At 66.1% G+C, this 23610-nt stretch carries 21 protein-coding genes and 3 pseudogenes; 9 read left to right on the top strand and 15 right to left on the bottom strand.

The features are described 5' to 3' along the window. Positions 1–4 precede the first annotated feature (4 nt). A complete protein-coding gene (locus MMSP_RS24845) occupies positions 5–682 on the bottom strand; it encodes a hypothetical protein (RefSeq protein WP_020788821.1) in 678 nt (225 codons plus the stop codon). Positions 683–777: 95 nt separating this feature from the next. Here MMSP_RS24845 and MMSP_RS24840 point away from each other — a divergent pair, with 95 nt between their 5' ends. Next, complete coding sequence (locus MMSP_RS24840) at positions 778–2076, top strand: adenylosuccinate synthase (protein ID WP_012392636.1); 1299 nt, start codon at positions 778–780, stop codon at positions 2074–2076. Beyond that, positions 2073–2732 carry a PaaI family thioesterase gene (locus MMSP_RS24835; protein WP_036426956.1) on the top strand — a complete coding sequence of 220 codons (660 nt, stop codon included), beginning with the start codon at positions 2073–2075 and terminating at the stop codon, positions 2730–2732. Before MMSP_RS24840 ends, MMSP_RS24835 begins: the two co-directional genes overlap by 4 nt. Here the strand turns inward: MMSP_RS24835 and MMSP_RS24830 are convergent. Continuing rightward, positions 2729–3784: an alpha/beta hydrolase fold domain-containing protein gene (locus MMSP_RS24830; RefSeq protein WP_020788819.1), complete on the bottom strand. Its 1056-nt coding sequence runs from the start codon at positions 3782–3784 to the stop codon at positions 2729–2731. The genes MMSP_RS24835 and MMSP_RS24830 overlap by 4 nt on opposite strands. A 766-nt stretch (positions 3785–4550) precedes the next feature. Between MMSP_RS24830 and MMSP_RS24825 the strand changes: the two genes are divergently transcribed. Continuing rightward, positions 4551–5039 (top strand): NAD(P)-binding protein, encoded by a 489-nt coding sequence (locus MMSP_RS24825; RefSeq protein ID WP_036426955.1) that lies wholly within the window; start codon positions 4551–4553, stop codon positions 5037–5039. A gap of 181 nt (positions 5040–5220) precedes the next feature. Here MMSP_RS24825 and MMSP_RS24820 read toward each other — a convergent pair whose 3' ends face one another. Together MMSP_RS24820 and MMSP_RS29445 are read right to left on the bottom strand one after the other, a co-directional pair. Next, on the bottom strand, positions 5221–6567 hold the full coding sequence (locus MMSP_RS24820; protein ID WP_020788817.1) for a PPE family protein: 1347 nt from the start codon (positions 6565–6567) through the stop codon (positions 5221–5223). Continuing rightward, positions 6564–6695, bottom strand: a complete 132-nt coding sequence (locus MMSP_RS29445) for a hypothetical protein (protein WP_015354378.1) — start codon at positions 6693–6695, stop codon at positions 6564–6566. Before MMSP_RS29445 ends, MMSP_RS24820 begins: the two co-directional genes overlap by 4 nt. A gap of 333 nt (positions 6696–7028) precedes the next feature. Here MMSP_RS29445 and purT point away from each other — a divergent pair, with 333 nt between their 5' ends. The 3 genes from purT (at position 7029) to MMSP_RS24805 (ending at position 10117) form a co-directional block, all read left to right on the top strand. Further along, positions 7029–8366 (top strand): formate-dependent phosphoribosylglycinamide formyltransferase, encoded by a 1338-nt coding sequence (gene purT / locus MMSP_RS24815; protein ID WP_020788816.1) that lies wholly within the window; start codon positions 7029–7031, stop codon positions 8364–8366. Beyond that, complete coding sequence (locus MMSP_RS24810) at positions 8363–8791, top strand: rhodanese-like domain-containing protein (protein WP_012392641.1); 429 nt, start codon at positions 8363–8365, stop codon at positions 8789–8791. The genes purT and MMSP_RS24810 overlap by 4 nt, the downstream gene beginning before the upstream one ends. A gap of 105 nt (positions 8792–8896) precedes the next feature. Beyond that, on the top strand, positions 8897–10117 hold the full coding sequence (locus MMSP_RS24805) for an O-succinylhomoserine sulfhydrylase (RefSeq protein WP_174524080.1): 1221 nt from the start codon (positions 8897–8899) through the stop codon (positions 10115–10117). Between the two features lie 54 nt (positions 10118–10171). Here MMSP_RS24805 and MMSP_RS24800 read toward each other — a convergent pair whose 3' ends face one another. After that, positions 10172–11587, bottom strand: a complete 1416-nt coding sequence (locus tag MMSP_RS24800) for an NAD(P)/FAD-dependent oxidoreductase (RefSeq protein WP_020788814.1) — start codon at positions 11585–11587, stop codon at positions 10172–10174. Between the two features lie 439 nt (positions 11588–12026). Here MMSP_RS24800 and MMSP_RS30040 point away from each other — a divergent pair. Together MMSP_RS30040 and MMSP_RS30035 are read left to right on the top strand one after the other, a co-directional pair. After that, positions 12027–12896: pseudogene (locus MMSP_RS30040) on the top strand (MFS transporter); the annotation flags it as partial. Further along, entirely contained in the window at positions 12879–13409 is a 531-nt protein-coding gene (locus MMSP_RS30035; RefSeq protein WP_369797366.1) for an MFS transporter, read from the top strand. The pseudogene MMSP_RS30040 and the gene MMSP_RS30035, both read left to right, overlap by 18 nt. Before the next feature lie 9 nt (positions 13410–13418). Here MMSP_RS30035 and MMSP_RS29180 read toward each other — a convergent pair whose 3' ends face one another. The 10 genes and pseudogenes from MMSP_RS29180 to MMSP_RS24755 form a co-directional block, all read right to left on the bottom strand. After that, entirely contained in the window at positions 13419–13568 is a 150-nt protein-coding gene (locus MMSP_RS29180) for a hypothetical protein (RefSeq protein ID WP_232022920.1), read from the bottom strand. A gap of 3 nt (positions 13569–13571) precedes the next feature. After that, positions 13572–15170: pseudogene (locus tag MMSP_RS24790) on the bottom strand (choline/carnitine O-acyltransferase); the annotation flags it as partial. A gap of 219 nt (positions 15171–15389) precedes the next feature. After that, on the bottom strand, positions 15390–16037 hold the full coding sequence (locus MMSP_RS29175) for a TauD/TfdA family dioxygenase (RefSeq protein ID WP_232022747.1): 648 nt from the start codon (positions 16035–16037) through the stop codon (positions 15390–15392). A gap of 307 nt (positions 16038–16344) precedes the next feature. After that, a pseudogene (locus MMSP_RS29170) lies at positions 16345–16524 on the bottom strand (gamma-butyrobetaine hydroxylase-like domain-containing protein); the annotation flags it as partial. Further along, positions 16524–17012 carry an aspartate 1-decarboxylase gene (locus tag MMSP_RS24780; RefSeq protein WP_020788806.1) on the bottom strand — a complete coding sequence of 163 codons (489 nt, stop codon included), beginning with the start codon at positions 17010–17012 and terminating at the stop codon, positions 16524–16526. The pseudogene MMSP_RS29170 and the gene MMSP_RS24780, both read right to left, overlap by 1 nt. Beyond that, positions 17009–18523, bottom strand: a complete 1515-nt coding sequence (locus MMSP_RS24775) for a methyltransferase domain-containing protein (protein ID WP_015354385.1) — start codon at positions 18521–18523, stop codon at positions 17009–17011. Before MMSP_RS24775 ends, MMSP_RS24780 begins: the two co-directional genes overlap by 4 nt. Before the next feature lie 365 nt (positions 18524–18888). Continuing rightward, positions 18889–19539 (bottom strand): hypothetical protein, encoded by a 651-nt coding sequence (locus MMSP_RS24770; RefSeq protein ID WP_020788805.1) that lies wholly within the window; start codon positions 19537–19539, stop codon positions 18889–18891. Between the two features lie 3 nt (positions 19540–19542). Next, positions 19543–20784: a serine hydrolase domain-containing protein gene (locus MMSP_RS24765; protein ID WP_020788804.1), complete on the bottom strand. Its 1242-nt coding sequence runs from the start codon at positions 20782–20784 to the stop codon at positions 19543–19545. Between the two features lie 49 nt (positions 20785–20833). Then, a complete protein-coding gene (locus MMSP_RS24760) occupies positions 20834–21982 on the bottom strand; it encodes an acyl-CoA dehydrogenase family protein (protein ID WP_020788803.1) in 1149 nt (382 codons plus the stop codon). An 11-nt stretch (positions 21983–21993) separates the two neighbouring features. Further along, entirely contained in the window at positions 21994–23181 is a 1188-nt protein-coding gene (locus tag MMSP_RS24755; protein WP_020788802.1) for an acyl-CoA dehydrogenase family protein, read from the bottom strand. A 35-nt stretch (positions 23182–23216) separates the two neighbouring features. Between MMSP_RS24755 and MMSP_RS24750 the strand changes: the two genes are divergently transcribed. Further along, positions 23217–23597 (top strand): DUF3054 domain-containing protein, encoded by a 381-nt coding sequence (locus MMSP_RS24750; protein WP_011740726.1) that lies wholly within the window; start codon positions 23217–23219, stop codon positions 23595–23597. Positions 23598–23610: the final 13 nt, after the last annotated feature.

Raw genomic sequence — 23610 nt, 5'->3', positions numbered from 1 at the left:
AAAGCTACCGGACCAGCAGCCAGCCTTCGACGTTGCGGTAGAACGTGGAGCGCCGCACGGCCCGGGGTGCCGGGATACCGTCGCGGATCACTCGGGCGCCGCTGGTGCCCAGCTGGGCGGCGCGTCCGCCAATCCAACGTCGCCATGGTCTGCGCTCGTGCAAGGCGGCCCGCAGGCCGGGAAGCTCCAGCGTCGGCTGGATGTAGACACCGGCAATGTCGCCGTCGAACAGCGTGTTGTCGTCGACGACCGCCTCGCCGTGGATCGTCTGCTCGTCATCGGCGGGTAGCCAGCGGGCGCGGCCGACGATCACCGTCGCGGTTTCGTCGCGAATCAGCGGCACCCGCCCCGCGCTGCCGCGCCGGGCGCGCCATGCGCCGCGGCGTCCCGCGGCCAACCGGTACACCCGGGTCGCTGTGGTGCGCCGGCGCGGCACATAGGCCACCTCGATGTCGAGTCGGTCGGTCCGCAGTAGCCGGGTCAGCATCGCGGCCAGGTCGGCATCACCGCCGATCACAGCGAGCCGTGGGTAGGCGGCCAGCGCGGCGTCGATGGAGGCGGAATCGCCGACTTGATGGGCCGGCAGGCCGGTCAGTGCGGCGGGCACGGCTTGACCATCGAACACCAGTACCGCCATGCTTGGCGTGTTCGCGGCCGATTTCACCCCCATATTGCTGCCCATTCTTGAAGCTCCTCCTGACCTCCTGGGTAGGGTAGGTCACCGGCTGGAACACAATAAAACAAGCGGGCTTAACCCGTGAGACCAGGGAGCGCGTCATGCCGGCAATCGTCCTCATCGGAGCCCAGTGGGGCGACGAGGGCAAAGGTAAAGCCACCGATCTACTCGGTGGACGGGTGCAGTGGGTGGTGCGCTACCAGGGCGGTAACAACGCCGGGCACACCGTGGTCTTGCCCTCCGGCGAGAACTTCGCGTTGCACCTCATTCCGTCCGGCGTGCTGACGCCGGGGGTCACCAACGTGATCGGCAACGGAGTCGTGATAGACCCAGGGGTCCTGCTCAGCGAGCTGAAAGGGCTGGAAGATCGCGGGGTCGACACCTCCAAGCTGTTGATCTCCGCGGACGCGCATCTGCTGATGCCGTACCACGTGGCCATCGACAAGGTGACCGAGCGCTACATGGGTAGCAAGAAAATCGGGACCACCGGTCGCGGTATCGGCCCGTGCTACCAGGACAAGGTCGCCCGAATGGGCATTCGGGTGGCCGATGTGCTCGACACCGACCAGCTCGCGCACAAGGTCGAGGCGGCCCTCGAATTCAAGAACCAGGTGCTGGTCAAGATCTACAACCGCAAGGCGCTGGATCCGGACCAGGTGGTCGAGTCGCTATTGGAGCAGGCCGAGGGTTTCCGCCATCGCATCGCCGACGCTCGCTTGCTGCTCAACAACGCGCTGGAGGCCGGCGAGACGGTGTTGCTGGAAGGTTCCCAGGGCACCCTGCTCGACGTCGACCACGGCACCTACCCGTACGTGACGTCCTCCAATCCGACGGCCGGCGGGGCTGCCGTTGGTTCCGGCATCGGACCCACCCGGATTCGCACGGTGTTGGGGATTCTCAAGGCGTACACCACCCGGGTGGGCTCCGGCCCGTTCCCCACCGAGCTGTTCGACGAGAGCGGCGAATACCTGTCCAAGACCGGTGGCGAATTCGGCGTCACCACCGGCCGGCGCCGCCGCTGTGGCTGGTTCGACGCCGTCATCGCGCGCTACGCCACCCGGGTCAACGGCATCACCGACTACTTCTTGACCAAACTCGACGTGCTCTCCAGCCTGGAAACGGTGCCGGTGTGCGTCGGATATGAGATCGACGGCAAACGCACCAGTGAGATGCCGATGACCCAAAGCGATCTGTGCCGTGCCAAACCGGTCTACGAGGAGCTACCGGGCTGGTGGGAGGACATCTCGGCGGCACGCGAATTCGACGACCTGCCGGCCAAGGCCCGCGACTATGTGCTGCGGCTCGAAGAGATTGCCGGAGCGCCGGTTTCGTGCATCGGTGTCGGTCCCGGACGGGACCAGACCATCGTTCGACGGGACATCCTGCAGGAACGCGCGTGACCCATTATTCTTCGCTCGGATCGGAAGGATCCGGGGAAGAAGTCGATCCCGAATACGAGCATCACGGCGGGTTCCCGGAGTACGCACCCGCCAGCCCCGGTCCTGGCTTTGGCCGATTCGTGGCAGCGATGCGCCGATTGCAGGATCTGGCCGTGTCTGCCGATCCCGGTGACGGCGTGTGGGACCAAGCCGCCGAGCAGGCCGACGCACTGGCAAGCCTGCTCGGTCCGTTCCAGGCCGATGAGGGACAAGGGCCCGCCGGGCGAACACCCGATCTGCCCGGCATGGGCAGCCTGCTGCTGCCACCGTGGACATTGACCCGCTACGCCCCCGACGGTGTGGAAATGCGGGGATCGTTCAGCCGATTCCATGTCGGCGGCAACTCGGCGGTGCACGGTGGCGTGCTGCCGCTGTTGTTTGACCACATGTTCGGCATGATCTCGCACGCGGCGGCACGGCCCATTAGCCGAACCGCCTTCCTGCACGTCGACTACCGCAGGATCACCCCGATCGATACCCCGTTGCTGGTGCGTGGGCGGGTCACCCGCACCGAGGGCCGCAAGGCGTTCGTGGCCGCGGAACTGGTCGACGCCGACGAGGTGTTGTTGGCCGAAGCCAACGGTCTGATGGTGCGACTGCTACCGGACCAGCCCTAGCCCGTCGCCTGGCGGATGTACTCGCCGATCTGGCGCAGGCTGTACGTCGCCTCGGGCAGCATCGGCGCGGCCACCTGGAAGTCGTGCAGTTGGCCGGGCCAGACGCGAACCTCGGCCCGAACCCCCGCTGCCGCCAACTTGCCCGCGGCCAGCCGTGCGTCGTGCAAGAGCGCTTCGGCCCCAGAGACGTGGATGAGGGTAGGGGGCAGGCCGGGGGCGATGTGTTCGAGCGGCTCGTAGATTTCTTCACGCCGGCCGGCGGTTTCGTTGCGGGCGGCAGCGCCCGCAACGATGGCGACCAGCGCATCGAACGCCCTGGCCGGAAACATCGCGTCTGACTTGATGTTGGGATGGGCCTTCTTGGACCGCATTGCCAGCTGCAGCAGTGGTGAGATTGCCACCAGGGCGGCCGGTTCCTCGCCGCGTGCTCGCAGGCGCTGCGCCAAGGCAAACGCGAGGTAGCCGCCCGCAGAATCGCCGGCCAGCACGATCTGCTCCGGGGCATGTCCGCGCAGCCGCAGCCACAGGTACGCGTCATGACAATCCTCGAGCGCCATCCCGACCGTGTGCTTGGGCACCAGCCGATAGTTCACGACCAGAAGAGGTGAGTCCGCAAATTTTGACAGCGTGCCGGCGAGCCTGGCGTGCGAGTGAATTCCACCCTTCAGGAAGGCGCCGCCGTGCATGTAAAGGACTACCCGACGGCTGCCGTCTGGCGGTGGCACGCCCGACGCGCGGACCAGATGTCCCGAGGCATTTGGCAGGCTCACCCTTTCCCCGATGATGCCCGATGCCCAGGTGATGGGCAGCAGCGCGAAATCGACCAGGCTCCACGGCCACGGTAGGTGCGGGAAGTGGCTAGCGACCGCAATAACCGGGCGGACCGTCAGTCGGGATGCCAGCGAGACCACCCGGGCAGCGATACTGGGGCCGGACTCGACGACCTCGACGTGGGCACCGTGGCCGCTCGCAGCTCTGCGCCCCACACGTCGATTCCGACGCGGGCGAATCGCGTCGTACGGCGGGCCGAATAGCTTGTCAAATGTGGTCACTCGTGACACTTCACGCGTTGTTGTTCTTTCCGCAAGAATCGTTGCCTCAACAATTGATGTCGGCAGTCAATACTCCCTCTAGACCCATCGTTCGGATGTTTCTAGAGCGCTATGGATAACACAAATTCTCGATCGCGTTCTATTCGCATTTCTGGGCGCCGCGCGCGGCGGCGGAACGGCTGGTCAACGCGGTCGCGGTGGCGCGGCGGGGGGTGCCGGCTCGGGCGCCGCTCGCCAGCTAGGGTCGCCGGGATTGCCGCACGTCCCACGGCGGTGGCGTGCCATCCGAGTAGACGTGCTGTGCGGATTATGTAGCCAAAGGCCAACTTTAGGGCGGCTGGGCCCGGAGTCCGGTCCGGGCTCTGGCGATCCGCGGACACCCTCTGGTGGTGGTGTCTCCCGCGAGCTGTCCCGAGCGGATGGTTGAACAATTCGGGCCAAATTCGGCGGGCGGTGCTACGAGCGGGCGGCGAGTATTGGCGACATCAGGTTTGGCTCCGGCGGCGGATCACCGAAAGAAAATGAGCAACAACGTCGATGTTCTCGCAATTGCCGACGGCAAGTTCCCCGCGTTTTAAATGCGAGTTGTACACGAATTTTTAGCGATGCTAAATGTAGCTGGTGCCGAGATCGGCTCGGCCCCGTCGTCGCGGATCAACCGATCCGGGCTGAGCGTCAGATCCTTGGAGAGGAAATCGTCAATGCCGTTGCGCCCTCCCGGTCGGCCGACGTTGGCGGGGCCCACCGGTACCGCGGCGGATGCATCATGACCAAGCGGATCGCGATAGTCGGCGCCGGAGCCGCCGGACTGAGTGCCGCGGTGCGGTTGCGAGATCGCGGCTACGACGACGTCACCGTGTTCGAAGGCGCGCAACAGGTGGGGGGCAAGGCTTGCTCGGTCGAAGTCGATGGTCGCGACTACGACCTGGGTGCCGTCGTCATCACACCGCAGTACCCCAATGTGTTGGCCGCTCGCGGACCGCTACCGCGTGCCCACCTTTCCGCGCAGCGAGGCGGCGCTGGCTGTCGACCTCAAATCGGCCGACTGGATGGGGTTGGAACAGATGACCAGGGCTCCGGCGTTCCCTGGGTACTTTGCGAAACGTTGCGCTCTTTCGGGGCATTGGTACTCCGGTACTCCTTCGCATCTGGACGCTGCGGTCCACTGGACGCGGTCGTTCGCGCGCTTGACGGTGCACTCGGCTGGCCCCGACGACATGAATCAATGTCAGGCAACCATGCCTCCGGCACATAAATGCATAGCGAATCTATTTTATAGGGACGGATTACGCATGCACACATGCGCACCCGGCTATGTATATTAGCGACGCTCGCTAGAGTAGGCAACCGTAATTGACAACTATCTGCAAGCCCGCAACCGAAGTTGGTGACGGGCGTGCGGCAGTTCGGGCCGGTCGCCGGCCGTCGCGGTGGGGTTATTGGGCGGCGTTCGGATCGGGCGGAACCACGATGATGGTCGCTCCGGGAATTGCCGCCAGGGTGGCCGCCAGGTTGGCGACGACCCCCGGCGGTAGACCAGAGGGCAACCCCGGAATGTTTGCCGCGGCGGCGGCGGCCGGAACCGATGGGGTGTTCGCGGCCGGTCTGGCGGCCGCCGCGGCCCCACCGCCGCCCGCTGATGGCGCTCCCGTGGTTGGCGCGGGTGCCGAACCGCTGCCCCGGGCGGCAAAACCGGCCAGGCTGGCCCCGGCTATCCCCGCCGCCGCGATACCGGTGTATTGGCCATCGGACCCGCCGGTCAGATACATCGGGGTTGCGCCGGGGAACATCGCCGCCACCTGGCGCACCGCCGGAGGAAGATTCCAGGCCGGTGGCACCGAGAGTCCGCCGATGTTGGCCGAGTAGCCCGAAAGTGCAGCCACCGGCGGCGACGGCGGGCTCGCCGGCCGTTGCCCGCCCGGTGTGGTGATGGCGTCTCGGTCCGGGTTCCTCAGGCCCGCGGCCGGTAGCTCGTCGTACTCCCCGCCGCAGAGCGGAGCGTTCTCGTCTTCGTCGACGATGTCGTGGCGGTACACCTCGCCGAGCTGAATCGCGGAGACGCCCAAGGCGCCCAGGGAGACCACCACGGCTGCGAGGACCAGCAGGTCGAGGTCCTCGAATGGGTTTGGTATGGCGTTGAACGGGGCGGGCAGGAACGACTGGAGGAGGGGCAAAATGCTGGTTTCCGCCGGTGCGGCAGCGGCGGCGGCCGCCGGCACCGTGGCCGCGCTGAGCGCTTCGGTCCCGGTGGTTGTCGCAGGTGGCGAGGTGAAGGGTGCCAAGTCCGTCGCGGCCGCCGAGGTGCCGGCGTAGCCGTCCATCGCGACGATGTCCTGGGCCCACATTTCGCTGTAGTCGGCTTCGCTGGTTGCGATCGCCGGGGTGTTCTGCCCGAAAATGTTGCTCCGCACCAACGACAGCATGGTGCTGCGATTGGCCGCGATCTGGCCAGGAGGAACGATCGCCGCGTGCGCGGACTCGTAGGCGTTGGCGGCGCTGATGGCTTGGGCCGCGGCCTGCTCGGCCTGTGCGGCGGTGGACCGCATCCACGCCACATAGGGGGCCGCGGCGGCCGCCATTGACAGTGCCGAGGGGCCTTGCCAGTCAGCGGCGCCAAGCCCGGCGATCACCGAAGAATAGGAGGCGGCCGTGGCGTTCAGTTCGTTTGCCAGCCGCCCCCAGGCCCGGGCCGCCTGCACCAGCGGGGCCGAGCCCGGACCGGCATACATCCGGGCGGAATTGATCTCCGGGGGCAGCGCCCCGAAGTCCATCCCCATGGTCATTGCGGCCTACCTCCCCGGCTGGCCGCGGCGACGCCGGCGACGGCGTCTTGGGCGTGGGAAGCCGCGTCGGTGACGACCCGAGCGACGTTGGCTGGTGCCAGCGTCTCAGGCTGCGTCGTCAGGAACATCGGCTTCTCCTCGACGGATTGGGTGGGACCGCGAAGGCCCCCGTTGCCGCTGAAATCGGATGGGGCCGCGCTGACCGGTTCAGTCCGCGCCTGCGGCCGTCAGATTTCGGGTACCTCGGACCATCGCTCGTCGCTCACTCGCCCCCACCTCCTTATGGCCAAGTTACACAGCGAGCTGTTTGCAGAGTTACACAATTTGTCAAAAAATGAGCACGGAAGCGCCGTTCTCCTATAGAGCCCTCTGGTAGAGGAGTCCTAGCGCCGTTCGCTGCTCCATCTGGCGCCCCTATCCTTGAGCGGCAGGGATGAAATTCCGAGCGAGAGGGTGAGCTGGTGACTGACGGCTTGACCGAAGGACACGACGAAGCCATCGGCAAGCATCAACGCCCGGCGACCGAAGGCGCCAACGCTCCCGAAGGCGACAAGACGACCACCATCGCGGTTCCGCCCGTTGGGACACCACGGCGAGCCGAAGCCGACGTCCACGTCAGGCCTCGGGTCGTGCTCTTGGGAGGTGGCGAGCAGGGCCGCGAGCTGACGATCGCGCTGCAGGGCCTTGGAGCCGAGGTGATCGCCGTTGACACAGACGCCGATGCGCCCGCGCGCCGCGTCGCCGATCAGGCGCTGGTGGTGGCGATGACCGATGCCGACGAGCTGAAGGTGGTCTTCACGCGGCTACGGCCGGATCTTGTGGTGCCGCTTACCGACGCGGTGAGCGTCGCTGCCCTCGACGCCCTGGCTGACCGCGCGCCCTCCGAAGGCGGGTCGATCGGGCTGGTGCCCAGCGCCCGGTGTGTCCGGCTTGCTGGCGATCGCGAGGCCCTGCGCAAGCTGGCCGCCGACCAGCTCGGCCTGCCCACCGCGCCGTTCTGGTTCGTCGGATCCCTTGGCGGGCTCGAGGCGGTCGCCGCACACGTGGGCTACCCGCTGCTCGTCAAGCCGGTAGCCGGCGCCGACGGTCCGCGGCGGTCTTTGGTCCGTGGGCCCGACGAAGTGGAGGCCGCCTGGGCGCGGGCTGTCGCGGGCGGGCCTGCGGGAGCCCCACCCCGGGTGTGGGCCGAGACCCAGGTTGAGGTCGAGTTTTTGGTCACTTTGATCGCGGTGTGCAGCCAGGGGCCGCAAGGTCCGCGCATCGACTTCTGCGCACCCATCGGCCACGGTGGCGACGGTGGTGACCAGGAATCCTGGCAGCCGCAGAAGGTGAGTGTGGCCGCACTCGATGCGGCGAAGTCGATCGCCGCCCGCATCGTCAAGGCGCTGGGGGGATGTGGGGTTTTCGGTGTCGAGTTGATGGTCAACGGCGACGAGGTCTACTTTGCCGACGTCCAACCATTCCCGAGGGATACCGCGCGGGTTACCCTGCTTAGCCAGCGCTTTTCTGTCTCCGAGTTGCAAGCAAGGGCGATCTTGGGCTTTGCGGCGGACACGTTGATGGTGTCACCCGGTGCCGCTCGGTTGATCGGTGCGGCGACCGTTGGTCCGGTGCCGGGCGCCGATGCGCTGGCCGCGGCACTCGCCGTGCCCGAAAGCGATGTCCGGGTGTTCGGGCGTCCGCGTGCCGGTTCCTCCGGCCTCGGCGTGGCACTGGCCACCGCACCCGATGTCGCTGTCGCTCGCGATTGCGCCCGCGAGGTCGTGCACCGGCTGAATGTGCGAGACTCACGCGGGTGAGTTACGCGGGAGATATCACGCCGCTCGAGGCCTGGACGATGCTGCGCGACAACGCTGCGGCGGTGCTGGTCGACGTGCGCACCACCGCCGAGTGGCATTTCGTCGGCGTACCGGACCTGTCGAGCCTTGGCCGGGACGCGATCTACATCCAATGGAGCACTCTCGACGGTAGGCCCAACGCGGACTTCCTCACCGAACTGCAGGATGCCGTCGCGCCAGCGGGTTCCACCGCGGAGGGGGAGCGGCCCGTCGTTTTCCTGTGTCGCTCCGGCGCCCGCTCGATCGGCGCCGCAGAAGCCGCGACCGCGGCGGGGATCACGCCGGCCTACAACGTGCTGGACGGGTTCGAAGGACACCTGGACGCCCAGGGGCATCGAGGTGTGGTGGGCTGGCGGGCGGTCGGCTTGCCCTGGCGGCAGGGATGAAGCCGCGATGACCTGCGTCGACAAGTACGTGGAGGCGCTGCCGATGCTGGCGATGCCGACGACGGCTTGTGTCGCAGGACTGCGCCCGTGACCGACGATCGGTCGGTGCCAGAGGCCGAGCGGCCCAAGAATCCCCGGAAGTTGCCCGATGGCGTCAGCCAGGCCACCATCGGCGTGCGCGGGGGCATGTTGCGGTCTGGATTCGACGAGACCGCCGAAGCGCTGTATCTGACCTCGGGCTACGTATACGAGTCGGCCGCGATGGCCGAGCAGTCGTTCGCCGGCGAACTCGACCACTTTTTGTACTCGCGCTACGGCAATCCGACCGTGGCCATGTTCGAAGAACGCCTTCGGCTGATCGAAGCAGCTCCGGCCGTGTTCGCCACGGCCAGCGGTATGGCAGCGGTATTCACCGCTCTGGGTGCGCTGCTGGGTGCGGGCGACCGGCTGGTGGCGTCTCGCAGTCTGTTCGGGTCGTGCTTTGTGGTGTGCAACGAGATCCTGCCGCGCTGGGGCGTGGAAACGGTGTTCGTTGACGGTGACGACCTCGAGCAGTGGGAGCAAGCGCTATCGGTGCCCACCGAGGCGGTGTTCTTCGAAACGCCGTCCAACCCGATGCAATCGCTGGTCGACATCGCCGCGGTGACCGAGCTGGCGCATGCCGCGGGCGCAAAAGTTGTGCTGGACAACGTTTTTGCTACTCCGCTGCTGCAGCAGGGAATTCCGCTCGGGGTCGATGTGGTGGTGTACTCGGGTACCAAGCACATCGACGGTCAGGGCAGGGTGCTGGGCGGTGCCATTCTTGGCGGCCAGGACTACATCGATGGGCCGGTGCAGAAGCTGATGCGCCACACCGGTCCGGCGCTCAGCGCTTTCAACGCCTGGATTCTACTCAAAGGTCTTGATACGCTTGCGATTCGGGTTCGGCATAGTAATTCCTCGGCGCTGCGCATCGCCGAGTTTCTGCAGGGCCACCCCGCGGTGCGATGGGTGCGTTATCCGTATCTGCCCTCACATCCGCAGTATGACCTGGCCAAGCGTCAGATGTCTGGCGGCGGAACCGTGGTGACGTTTGCACTCGACGCCCCGGAAAGTGCGGCCAAGCGGCGCGCTTTCGAAGTGCTCGACAAGCTGAGATTGATTGACATCTCCAATAACCTCGGCGACACCAAATCGTTGATCACCCACCCGGCAACCACGACGCACCGGGCGATGGGCCCGGAGGGTCGCGCCGCGATCGGGCTCGGTGACGCAGTGGTGCGCATTTCGGTCGGGCTGGAGGGCGCCGAGGATCTGATCGCCGATATTGATCAGGCACTCGGCTAGCGGCAACGCGGATGCACCCGCTAAAGCCGTTGTGCTAGGGCGAATTTCGCCGCATCAACCGGTCGCCCGTTGCTCGGCCTGTTCGGCGTGTTCGGCCGCCGACAGCGCGTCTTCTTCGGTCCGCGCCTGAAGATAGCGCATCGCCAATCTGGCGTAGACCATCTGGCTGGTGATCGCCATCTGACCGCGAGTGCGGCCCAAAAAGGCTAGCCCCCAAGAGAACGCGGCGGCGACGCGATTGCGGTGGCCCACCAGGTACAGCAGATGCAGGAACAGCCATGCCAGCCAGGCGATGAAGCCGGCGAACTCCACCTTGCCGACTTTGGCGACGGCACTGTAGTGGGAGATAAGTGCCATGCTGCCCTTGTTGAAATACTGGAATGGCTTGCGGTTGGCCGGGTCGTCGTGACCTTTCACCGCTTGCTTGATGGTCTTGGTGGCGTAGTGCGCTCCCTGGATCGCGCCCTGGGCCATCCCGGGTACGCCGGGTACCGACATCAAGTCGCCGATCACGAAGACGTGCGGGTGCCCCTTGACGGTGAGGTCGGGTTCCACGATCACGCGTCCGGCGCGGTCCGTCTCGGTTCCATCGGACTGCTCGGCGATCATCTTGCCCAGCGGACTGGCCTGCACCCCCGCCGCCCACACCTTGCACGCACAGTCGATGCGGCGCTCGGTTCCGTCCTTGTCCTTGACGGTGATGCCTTTGTAGTCGACGGCGGTCACCATCGCGTTGAGCTGAATTTCGACGTCCATCTTTTCCAGCTTTTTCTGCGCCTTAAGGCCCAACTTCGGGCCCATGGGCGGCAACACCGCTGGCGCGGCATCCAGCAGGATGACCCGGCATTCGCTGGGGGTAATGGTCCGAAATGCCCCGGCCAGGGTGCGCTCGGCGAGTTGCACGATCTCTCCGGCGAGTTCGACACCGGTGGGCCCGGCCCCGACCACGACGAAGGTCAGGCGCCGCTCGCGCTCGTCGTGATCGGTGGCGACTTCGGCGGCTTCGAACGCGCCGAGGATGCGGCCGCGCAGCTCCAGCGCGTCATCGATGGTTTTCATGCCGGGGGCGAAGATGGCGAAATCGTCATTGCCGAAGTAGGACTGCTGCGCGCCGGCCGCCACGATGAGGCTGTCATAGGGCGACACGATCGTCATGTCCATCAACTTCGAGGTGACCGTCTGCGCGTTCAGGCCGATGCCTATGACCTCACCCAGCAAGACCCGCACGTTTTTTTGCCTGCGCAGGATCAGCCGCGTGGTCGGGGCGATGTCACCTTCGGACAAGATCCCGGTGGCCACTTGATACAGCAGCGGCTGGAACAGATGAGTGGTCGTCTTCGAGATGAGGGTGATGTCGACGTCGGCCCGCTTGAGCGCTCTGGCCGCGCTCAGTCCGCCGAATCCGCTTCCGATGATGACGACGTGATGGCGCCTGCCTGCGGCCGAGGATTCGCTGGATGGGGGCGTCATGGTCCTCCTTCAGTTCTCCGTCAGCCGTGGTGATCACTGCGGCGCATGTACACCGTACGACTCCGCCGTGGCCACGTCGATCGTTTGGCCGCGGCGTCCGCCGATGCTGGGCGCGATAGTCGCGCCCGTGCCTTCCCGAGACCTTTGGCCGCACAGACATACGGGTATGCGGTATGTCCGGAATCCGGCATCGCCCCACCGAGCTGGGACTATCCAATAAGCTGCGGCGGCTTGCTGGCCAGGACAGCTCATCGATGCTCGGACGGCTGCCGGCCGGTGAGTGGTGCCGATATTTGGGCTGACGGCGGTATGGCGTCACACGCAATTTACGGAGTGCTTACGAAATGGATTTCCGGATCGGGTCGTTGCCCCATCATTCGGGCATCCTTTTCGGTGATAACCCCACTTCCATGCCGACGTTCCACGACAATATTCTCTTATGGTGGTGACGCTTCTTGCTCGGTTATCAAAGAAGCGTCACCGCTACAGCGAGCGGGTCGGCTCGAGAGCGGCTTCGCCTCGACCACGGGTCGGGTGCCCGACACTTTCCGGGCCGGAAGGCCGGGGGCGGCAGTCGCGAAGTTCCGGGTGGCGCCACCCGATCGGGCGGATAGAGCCGGTCACCGCGACGATGACCGACTCCTCGCGGCGGGTGGTCCTAGCCGCCGTCGGCTTCACGTTCTTCATCGACATGCTGGTGTACGGCATCGTCGTGCCGGTACTGCCGAGGTTGGCCAAACCCGCCGGGCTCGAGTTCTTGGGTGTGGGTGTGGTCTTCGCGTGCTACGGGTTGGCGTATTTCGTCCTGACCCCCGTGGCCGGATGGCTGATCGATCGTCGCGGAAGCAGGTAGGTGTTCCTGTCCGGGGCCATCATCCTGATGCTGGCGACGCTCGCGTTCGGTTACGCCAGCAGCCCCGTCGGACTCGTGACCTGCCGCGTACTGCAGGGTGGTGCGGCGGCGGCAACCTGGGTGGCGGGCTACGCGACCCTGGTCGAGATATTCCCGCGTGAGCAGCGCGGTCGCGCGGTGGGGCTGGCGAGCATCGGTACCGCGCTGGGCGCGCTTCTCGGACCCGCGTTGGGCGGCCTGGCTTATGAGGCCAGCGGACCCCACGCGCCCTTTCTAGGCGCGGCCGGGTTGTCCGCGCTGGCGGTGGCCGCCCTCGCCGCGTCGCTACCGCAGGCGGCGGGCGGCCAGGCGTCGGGGCCGGGCATGTGGTCCGGTGAGCGGGCGTTTCCGGGCCTGGCGGTCCCGTGGCTGGTGGCGGGCCTGGCGGTGGGGCTCGCGCTGGGCGCCGTCGAGGCAACACTGCCGATCGACCTGGTCGCCCGCTTCGACGCCTCGGGGGTAACCGTTGGGTTGCTGTTCGCGCTGACCACGGTGGCCTTCATCGTCACCTCGCAGTACGCCGGCCGACTATCAGACGCCGGGCGCCGGGCGCCGGTCCTGGCGGCGGGCTGGGTCACCCTCGGTGTCGCCTTGGCCGTCATGGGCGTGCCGTCGGCGGTGGGCATCCAAGCGGCCGCGTTGGTCTTGCTGGGGGCCGGCCTCGGGGCGATGATCGCGACGATCATGCCCGCCCTTGCCGATGCCATGGAGTCGGCGGGGGGAGCCCAGCGGCCCGGGACGGCCGCGGCCGCCTACAACCTCGCCTTCAGTGCCGGCACGGTGGCAGGTGGCCCGCTTGCCGGCTGGATGGCCGACCTTCGCTCATTTCAAGATGCCGCGATGCTGATCGCCGTTGTGACGTTGACCTGCGGTGTGCTGGCGGCACTCGTCCACGCCGCAGTGGTCCGGCGAGCGGTCAGCGATGCCTGAGGGCGTCGGTCACTGCAGCTGTAATTCCGGTGCGGGCGCCGGGGTGGTCGCCAGCTCGGCGTGGCCGCTCAAAACGCGCAGCATGTCACGCATGGCTGCCCCGACGGCGTCGCAGAACCGCTGAGCGGAAGTCTGGTCGCAGCCGTTGGACGCACTCACGAACAGGTACACGTCGTCGTCGCCGACAAAGGCGTATGAGACGCCGTAGCCCGTTTGCGTTATGGGCAGGAACCCGACCCCGCGCGAGGAGCTCTCCGGGCGTCAGGCGGCCGTCTGGCGCACGGGTGATTGTGACGTCGCGAGCTCGAACGGCAGGCTCCACGCGTCCGTGCCGAACAGCGCAACGTCCTTGCCCTCGCGCAGTGCTTCGATGAAAAGTCCGAGGAGGTGGCGATCGCAGCCTCGTCCACGCATCGCCCGCAACCGATTGGCGCGGTGGGCGCTGGCGGCGGCCCGGAGCAGGCGGGCGCGGCGGGCCCTGGTGCAGGTGGGGTCCATCATCGCCAGCACGAAGGCCCGACTTTGGGCGGTTGCCGAGCGCAAGCATTCCGTTCGTCCCGCCGCGAACAGCCGCGTGGTGGCCGTCTCATAGGTAAGGCACGGTCCCCGGTCGGGATGCAGGCGGCCATAAGCGAGCTGCAGCGCCAACTGTATGAAGGCATCGGGGGAGCAGCGCGCCGCCTTGATTGCCGCGGCCCCGGCGGCGCCGAGGTCATCGGCGTAGACGTCGACGTCGTCGATCAGGGTGCGGGCATTGGCGACGGCAGCGCTGATGGCCCGGTCCAGGGTGGGGGTCACCTCGAACACCAGGCGGCGCGGGGGCGATGGCGGTGGCGTCGGCTTCTGGTCGAACGCGGAGGCAAAGCGGCGCTCGTAGAGCAGCCGTTCCTCCCACAGCAGCATCATCGCTTCGCCGTCGCCTCTGCTGTGCTCCATGATGCCGCCGGTTCGCTCATTGGCGAACACAACAAGGTTCATCGACTTGTCCAGCCAGCGGTTGGCGCCGGTACCGCACAGCGACGTGCGCCCCAGCTCGGTCAGCCCCTCGGGCTCGGCGTCATCGAGGATGACGACCAGCAGAGCCCGCTCGATGCGGTCGAGACTGTCGGCGTTGACCCCGCCGTCCCGGATCAGCCCCGCCCGCGCCCGGGACCAGACATCGCGTTGTTCCAGAGTCAGAGCGGGAATCGGTGGACCGGGCGGCAGCGCGGTGGCCACTTGCTGGATTTCTTCTAGGGCCGCCAACAGCTGCGGGTAGGAGATGTCGCGTCGGCCCTCGTCAAAGATCACCTCGACCTCGAAGAAGTGTCCGTTGACCAGCACCACGATGGCGCGTTGGTCGTCGAAGCGCTCGATGGTGTCGACGTCGATGCCGGGCAGTCGAACGATCGAATAGCAGTTGCGGAGCTGTTTCATGCACAGCGGCACCACGCCCTGAATTCGCTGGGGCGCGACCTGCCCCGCAGCGAGGCGGCGGCGAATGTCGAGCAAGGCCACCGTTGTCATGGCGGCCTGCTGCAGCTGGGAGACGCCGAGGCGAGCCATCGTCGGGGAGTCGACCGTGTAGCCGGTGCTGTAGAGCAGCGAGCGGCGGTCGATGAGGTAGGCGTAGTGCTCCCAGTACTCCGCCAGCCAGTTTTCGTGCCGGGCTCGCCGTGTCTCGAGGCGGTCCTGCAGGTATGCGGCGGTGTCACTGCCGCGAAATTGGTCCGCGGCGGTGCGCACTTCGGCCCGTCCGGTGGCGTCCAGCAGTGGGTCCACCGAGGCGATGAACGTCTGCAGCGTCTCCTCGATCGACGGAAGTGGCAGCCGCGGAAGTACCTGCTCGAACCGGTCGAGTGCGCCTGGCCCGGTTTGGTTCGGACTCAGGGCGCGCACCGCCGCCCCCCCATGCCTTGGTGCGCCGCGATGACGGAGCGTCCATCCAGCCCTGCCAGGTGAGCAGCCGACGCAGTAGTTCCATGCGTAGACCCAGGTAGGTCATGTCGTCGGCCCCGTCCCCACCGGTGCCGGACGGGTCCGCGCCAGCAGCCGAGATCGGTTTGCGACGTCGTCCGCCGACAGGTAGCAGTCCTCCAGCACGCGTCGGGCCGATGCGGTCGGCTGGGTGTATGCCTGGCGTGCGTGCAGCGTGCGACGGTTCTGGAACACCACGATCTCGCCCGGCTGCAGCCGCAGAGCCAGCCGTGGTCCGTCCTCGACGGCGCTGGTGAAGGTCTGGTAGGCGTGGCGGTAGCGCTCCTCGTCGGCCGGGTCGCCGGCGAACGCCCCCTCGAACGGGGGCGCCCAGTTGATGCCGACCAGATTGGCGCGATCGTCGACCACCAGGTGGGGCTTTCGGACCACCATGTGCTGTTGGCGATTCACCGTCGCAAACGTCGCCCATACCTGACACAGCGTCTCGAAGTCGTCGGGTGCTTGGGCCCGCACCCGCTCGGCGGCGGCCAGTCCGTCGCAGAACCACGTCTGCCCGCCGGTTACCGCGGCGTCGAACGCGATGCAGTGCAGCAGCTGCAGGCCGGGGGGGCGTCTCGTAGGCGCACAAGTCTTGGTGAAATGGCAGCGCGCAAGCGGTATAGGCGATGTTGACCGGCCTGTCTTCGACCCGCACCAGCCAGGTGTCGCCATAGATGGTCGGCATGACGGGCGCGATCTGGGCCGCCGTCGGGCCTACCACTCCGACCCGGGTAGGGGCTCCCTCGAGCACCAGCACCCGGTTGTCCGCCAGGGCGCCGAGCCAGTCACCGATCGTGGCCGCATCGGGGTCGGGTTCCCAGCGCCGCCGCTCGAGCCCAAGCGCGGATCTGCTGGCGAATCCGAACGGCAGTGGTTGCTCGCGCCAGTTCGCGTACCGTATGAGCTCCTCTTCGGCAAAAGTGCTGCGGTGTCCGTCCCGGAACAGGACCTCGACTACGCGGCCTCGACCACGCCGCAGCTCGGCCAGCCGGGTGTCCTGCGCCGTCGCTGCTGTGGTGCGCTGTCCGCTTTCGGTTCGGCAATTCCGGCAGGGGCATTGGCTTCGCAGCCACCACGGGCTCAGTTCGGTTGATCGCCCATCGAAGTCCAAGCGAACCGATCCGAGCGGGGAGACCTCGAGGACCACGTCGCTGTGCATCAGTGCGGCCCGTCGAGCAGCTGTGTTTCGGCGCGCAGTAGCAGATCGGGCTGGGCCGGGATGTCCCCATAACAGCCGCGCACGCTGTATCGAAGACGGTCGTCGTCCTGCTCGAGGACTTGTTCGAACAAGCTCTCGACGCGGTTATCGGCGTCGCTGAGCAATACCCGAGCCACGTGCGGGCGGCGACGCAGCACGCCGCTGCGCACGGTTGCGTAGCTGAAGATGATCAACCGGTCGCCCGGCTCGCACAGCAGCGCCCCGCCCCCGTTCGGGCAGATCCGCGAAGATCCACGGTCGGCCGGGATGAGGTAGGTCGACCACCGATTGCCGTTTTCGAGGTTGACGACTTCGACTTCCTCCAACGGCAGCATCCCGACTTGTTCCATCAGGTCGACGTCGACGGCGATACTGCCGACGTAGTCGCGTTCGCGGTGCGTCACCCGCACCTGATGGAGCTTGGCGCGCAACAGTCTGATCCGGCTCATCGCGATGCGCCGTCGTCGTTGATGGGCTTGCGGCAGCCGAGCGCGACCATTGGCTCGGCGTCAAAGATCTCGTATTCGTCGCGTGCCTCGATCCGGTAGCCGAGTTTGGCGAGCGTTTGTTCTAGCGTGCGATGTTGATCGAGGTAGTCGGCGCGCACCGCGATGACCAGCCAGCCGCCGGGCTCGAGGACCCGGTCCAGCGCCGCGAGGTCCTCCGGCCCGGCGTGGGCGAACGTGAAGACGCCAACGGCGACGATCGCCGCGAAACGTTGATCCGGAAACAGGGTCGGCGCTGCTCCCAGCGCGCCGTGAACCACGTCGCGGTAGACATTCTTGGCACGCGCGTGGGAAAGCATGCCGAGTGAGCGATCCAGCGCGGTCAGGTTGTCATAGCCGAGCTTGTGCAGTTCCTCGCCCACCAACCCGGTGCCCGCACCCGCATCGAGCACGGGTCCGCTGCGCTCGGGCAGGTGCGCCGCCAACAACGCCGCCGCCCGACGGGGATTCTCCTGATAGTTATCGCGCAGGTCGGAGTCGTAGCTTTCGGCCCAGGCGTCATATTTCTGTTCGAGGCTGAGGTCAGGATCGCTGTTGTAGATCCACTCCAGCCGGTCGACGACTTTCTTGCCGAGGAAGAAGCTCCAGCCGACCTCCGCGTCCTGGATGACTTCCGGGATCTGTCGGTAGGCCGTGGCCAGCCGTGGACACGATGGCTCGGCCAGATCCGCCAGCAGTTTGTAGCTTTGCGCCAGGTGTGGGCTCAGGTCGCGGGTCTCGTAGACGACGAAGCCGTGCCGGGCCAGGGCCTTGCGGTAGTCGTCGGCCGAGAACGTTGGCTCGAATAGCAGCCGGTCGTAGACCACCTCGCGGGCGAGCGCGCTCACCGGGCGCTGCGGTGTCACCAGATCGTCGAACACGAACAGGCCCTGGGGTTGCAGTACCCGCGCCACCTCGGCAAGCGCTCGCTCGCGGTCGTGCACGTGGTAGAGGACGGCCTGGCTGAAGACGTGGGTGAACGTGCCGTCGGCGAATGGCAGCGCCGACGCCGAGCTGGCCATGAATTCGAGCTGCAACTGCGGATTGTCCGCCGCCAGCCGTTGCGCGTTGGCGATCCGCACGGCGCTCAGGTCGATTCCCGTGACCTGTGCACCCGTTTGTCGTGCCAGCCATGCGGAGACGGTCCCATTGCCGCAGCCAAGGTCGAGCACTCGCGACTGCGGCCCGATGCGCGCGGCGCGCAGCATCTGTTCGTTCCAGTGCTGGCAGCCGGCGATGAACCCGGTGTCGTCGTCCTCGAAGACACCCCAATGCAGGCTGCCGTCTGGATCCCAGAATCCGCGGTAGGTCGAGTCCTCGTGGTCGTAGAAGTCACGGGTCATGGCGTCGGTGTAGTCGTGACTCGCGGGCCCGCCCGACTCCGTGCTGGACTGGGGTTGGGCTCCGCCGCTGGAGGGGATGGCGCAGGCGGCACCCGATTCCTGTTGTGCGTCTGGCGATAATGCATTCAACATTTGACAGTGCCCTCCGTGTTTCGCTGACTTGGGCAGCAGTATTTCAATGAATGGTTTCGCTGACATCACGAATAGGGAATTCATACTATTAGTCAAATGATTTGACATTGAAGTCATATCGAAAATCTCGAAACGAGAATGTCTAATTTGATACGACAATGTCAATTTTTATAGCCGAATGTCTCAAGAATCGTGCGGGCAGGTTCTCCTGGCCTCGGCACCGGTTGTCGAGCGCCGGTCTGAGGGTGTGCCCTCGGGCCCACCTGCCGCGATGAGTGTGGCGGGCGGGCGTCGTAGCCGCAAATTCCTAGTACGGGTATGGGGTACCGGACCGCCCGGCGGTGGCCGATCCCCTCAGTTCGGCGTCATATCGGCCAGGAGCTGGCCGTCGTTCGGTATTTGGCGTTGGGCACGCTGCAGAAGTCCGAGGCCGTTCCGGCCAACAAGACGAAGTAGCCTTCGCCGCCGCGGCGGCCGGTGAAGGGGGGATAGGTCCAACCGCTGTTGCACATCGAATCCGGTCCGCCCGCGGTGGCCCGGCGCCAACCGGACTTGATGCAGGCCTTGAGGGCGTCGACGTCGGTGACGGTGCTCTTGGCGATGACCAGCATCGCTCCACCCCACTGCCCGTCGCTGCGACGGTAGGCGCGGGCCCCGAATCCGGTACCAGATCCTGCTGGGTCCGGCTGGCATCCCAACGCCCGTTGCAGCAGCAGGAAAACGGAGGCAAGTTCACGGTCGTCCACCCCGGCCGCGGCCGCAACGAATTGCGCGGCATCGGAGCCGTCGACCTCCTGGATGTCAGGTTTGTCGAAGCTGATCAGTTGCTGCGAGATGAGCTGCCCAAGCGATGTACTGCCGCCGCCGATGATCGGTCCGCTGCCGGTTGAAGTCATCGGCGGCAGCGTCACGGTCGGATCGGCCGCCGCTGTGGCCGGCGCCGCCAACGTGGCTAGCGACAGGACGCAGGTGGCGACGGTGGCAATGCATCTGATCCGAGGTGCGACAACTTTCATTGGCTATCTCCCTGGCGGCATCGGTGGGGCGTCATCGGGGACTAGTGCCGCGGCGATCTTGCGAAACAAGATATCCGCTTGGTTGGGGTAGTTGCATTCGTCGTCGAAGGCCTCGGGGGTGTAGGTGAGGGCGACCGCGATCGCGACTCGTTGCGATGGCAGGTACGCCTCGGTGGCCGCGTACCCGGAGAACAAGGGGTTCTGCAGCAACCAGTGGCCGGAGATGACGATCCCCAGGCCGTAGGTGTAACCCTCGCTTTGCCCGAAACAGGTGGGGCAGTCGGGCTGGGCGCGGGTCTTGCCACGCAGCGCAGTGGACACCATTTTCTGGTAGGAGTCCGCCGAGAGCAGCTTGCCTGATCCGATGCCTACCGCCGTGGCCTCCATGTCGTAGATAGTGGTGGTTTGGATGGCTCCGTGAGTGATGGTCCAGGACGGATTCCAGAACGTCGACTCCTCGGAAAACGGGGTATCCGCCGGGATTTTCAAGAACGCGCGACGCTCCGCGCTGAACGCGTGCAGGGCCGGGTCGGGGATGCTGGGTGTTTCGGAGTTGGCGGTGGCAGTCAGCCCCAGTGGCGCAAGCACCTTCTGTTTCAGCAGCGTCGCCATGTCTTGGCCGGTGGCCTTCTCCAGCGCCAGCCCCAACAGCACGTAGTTGGTGTGCGCATAATTCCAGTTCGTGCCGGGTTCGTAGAGCAATGGCCGAGAGGATATCTGTGCAAGGAGCTCCTGGGGCGTCCACTGCCGGAACGGGTCGGCATAAAGCGCGTCGCCGAATTCATCGTTACCCAGGACGTAGTCCGGATACCCCGACGTCATCTGGGCGAGTTGGCCCAAAGTGACCCGGTCGGCGTGCGGAAAATCGGGCAACCACTTCGACAATTTGTCGTCGAGGCTCAGTTTGTGTTCGTCGACCAGCTTGAGCAACAGCGTCGCCACGTAGGAAATGGCGACCGCGCCATTGCGGAAGTGCATGTCGGTGCTGGCCGGTACACCGGTCATCGAATCGCCCACGGCCTCGGTGACGATCTCCTTGCCATCCACGCTGACTCGAACGATCACCGACCGCAGGTGAGCTGGCCCCATGAAGTCGCGGACGACCTTCATCACCGCATCTGCCTTGGTGCCCTTGCCGTCCGGTCCGGTCGGTGCGGAGGATTGTTGCGGTGGGTGCAGCGCTGCGCACCCTGCCAATAGACAGACGCCGAACACCACACCAGCAACTCGCCGCAGAATTGGCATGTGCTTTGTTCTACCGCAACCCACCCGACCGCACCGATTTCGGGGTAATTCAGATACCCAAGTCCTTGGCGATGATGGTCTTCATGATTTCGTTGGTGCCGCCGTAGATGGCCTGGATGCGGGCATCGACAAATGCTTGCGACACCCGGTATTCCCGCATATAGGCGTAGCCGCCATGCAGTTGTAGGCAGCGGTCTGCGGTACGCACCTGAAGTTCGGTGGTCCACCATTTCAGCCGTGCCGCGCGGGCGGCGGTCAGCTCGCCGGCGAGGTGTTGGGCCAGGCAGTCATCGAGATAGGTTCGGGCGATGTCGATCTCAGTGGCTAGTTCGGCCAGCAGGAACTGGCTGTGCTGAAAGCTGGTGATCGGCGAACCGAAGGCTTTGCGCTGCCGCACGTAGTCCAGAGTCTCGGCCAAGATGCCTTCGGCGGCGGCGACCGCGCCAACTGCCAAGGCCAGTCGCTCCTGCGGCAGGTTCCGCATGAGCTGGTAGAACCCCATGCCCTCGTTCTGCAACAGGTTCTCCACGGGAACCCGCATATCGGTGAAACTGAGTTCGCTGGTGTCCTGGGCGTGCAGGCCGATCTTCTCCAGACTGCGGCCGCGGTGAAAGCCCGGTGTGGTTGCGTCCACCACCAGCAGCGAGAGCCCCTGGTGGCGTTCCGGTGAGGTGCGCACCGCGATGACGAACAGGTCGCCGCTTTGACCGTTGGAGATGAATGTCTTGGCGCCGTTGACAACGTAGTGCGAACCGTCTCGTACCGCTGTCGTGTGGATGCCGGCCAGGTCGCTGCCGGCGCCGGGTTCGGTCATCGCGATGCCGAGCACGGTGTCACCGGTCACCACGCCGGGTAGCCAGCGTTGTTGCTGTTCGAGTGTGGTCAGGTCGGTGAGATAGGGCAGCACGACATCGTTTTGCAGGGTGAAGGCGATGGCTTCGGATGCGGCGCCGGCTCGCTGCAGTTCGTCGATGACGATCGCGTTGTAGCGGAAGTCGTTCACTCCCGGTCCGCCGAACCGTTCCGCAACCGAGAATCCCAGCAGCCCCAGCCTTGCGGCTTCGGTGAACAGTGCCCGATCCCACTGCCCCCGGCGTTCCCCGGGTTCGTGGGCCGGGACGACGATGCGGTGGACGAAATCGCGGACCAATTGCCGGAACTGGTGATGCTCGGGTGTGTAGTCGGGCCGGGAGGTCATCGCGGACCGGCTCAGCGGAAGGCGGCCAGACCGGTGAAAGCCTGCCCTAGCACCAGCTGATGCATCTCGGGTGTGCCCTCGTAGGTCAATACCGATTCCAGGTTGACCATGTGCCGAATTACCGGGTATTCGAGCGAAATTCCGTTGCCGCCCAGTATGGTTCGGGCGGTCCGGCAGATCTTGATCGCCTCCCGGGTGTTGTTGAGCTTGCCGAAGCTGACCTGCTCGGGCCGCAGGCCGACACTGTCTTTGAGGCGGCCGAGCTGTAGCGCTAGGAGCTGTCCCTTGTGCAGTTCGACCGCCATGTCGACCAGCTTGGCCTGGGTCAATTGAAACCCGGCGATGGGACGGCCGAATTGGGTGCGTTCTTTGGCGTAGTCCAACGCGCATTGCCAGGCCGAACGCGCCGCGCCCATCGCTCCCCAGACGATTCCGTAGCGAGCCTCCGACAAGCAGGTCAACGGTCCCCTGACGCCGGTCGCGCCGGGCAACATCGCCTCGGCCGGCAACCGCACATCGTCGAGGACCAACTCGCTGGTGATCGATGCCCGCAGGGACAGTTTGTGGTGGATGGTGTTGGCGGCGAAGCCGGCCGTTTCGGTGGGCACGACGAAGCCGCGGATTCCCTCCTCGGTGGCGGCCCACACGATCGCCACGTCGGCGATCGAGCCGTTGGTGATCCACATCTTGCGGCCGTTGAGCACCCAATCCGAACGATCGCGGCGCGCCCGGGTTTTCATCGCGGCCGGGTCGGAACCGACGTCGGGTTCGGTCAGGCCGAAGCAGCCGATCAGCTCACCGGCGGCCATGGGCGGCAACCACCGCTGCTTGTGCTCCTCGGAGCCGAAGTGTGCGATCGCGAACATTGCCAGCGATCCCTGCACCGAAACCAGCGACCGGATCCCGGAATCGGCGGCTTCCAATTCCAGGCACGCCAAGCCGTAGTGGACGGCCGACGCGCCGCCGCAGCCGTAGCCCTGCAAATGCATTCCGAGCAGGCCCAGTCCGCCTAGCTGCTTGGCCAGGTCGCGCGCGGCGGGCAAGTCCCCGTTCTCGAACCATTCGGCGACATGGGCAGTGATGTGCTCGGCGCAGAACTTTCTTACGGTGTCGCGGACCGCGATCTCGTCGTCGGATAGCGAAGCATCCAGTCCGAGCGGGTCGTGCGGGTCGAAGGTGGGCGGTGTCTCGGTGCTCATGACTCAATCCTGCCTGGGCCCGGTAGTCTCGCTGCATGCAACCACGCCGCGGGCTCTCCTGGCTGGGTTGGCTGGCCGCCGACATCGTCGGGGTACTGGTTTTTTGTGCCGTCGGTCGCCGCAGTCATGCCGAAGGCGTCACCATCGGAGGCGTTGCCAGCACGGCTTGGCCGTTTCTCACCGGGACCATCCTGGGTTGGCTGGTGGCGCGCGGCTGGCGCCGACCTACCAGCGTGGCTCCAACCGGAGTGATCGTGTGGGTATCCACCGTCACCGTCGGGATGGTGTTGCGCAAGGCCAGTTCGGCGGGTGTGGCTACCAGCTTCGTCATAGTGGCATCGTCGGTCACCGCGGTGCTGTTGCTCGGCTGGCGGGCGGTCGTCGGGCTCAGGCTGCGACACCGCCCGGACGCCTGACGAAGCCGAGCCT

It is taken from the genome of Mycobacterium sp. 012931 (assembly GCF_000419295.1).
Taxonomy (GTDB): Bacteria; Actinomycetota; Actinomycetes; order Mycobacteriales; family Mycobacteriaceae; genus Mycobacterium; species Mycobacterium marinum.
The sequence above is the reverse complement of the archived record's forward strand: the minus strand, read 5'-3'. Positions and strand labels throughout refer to the sequence as shown.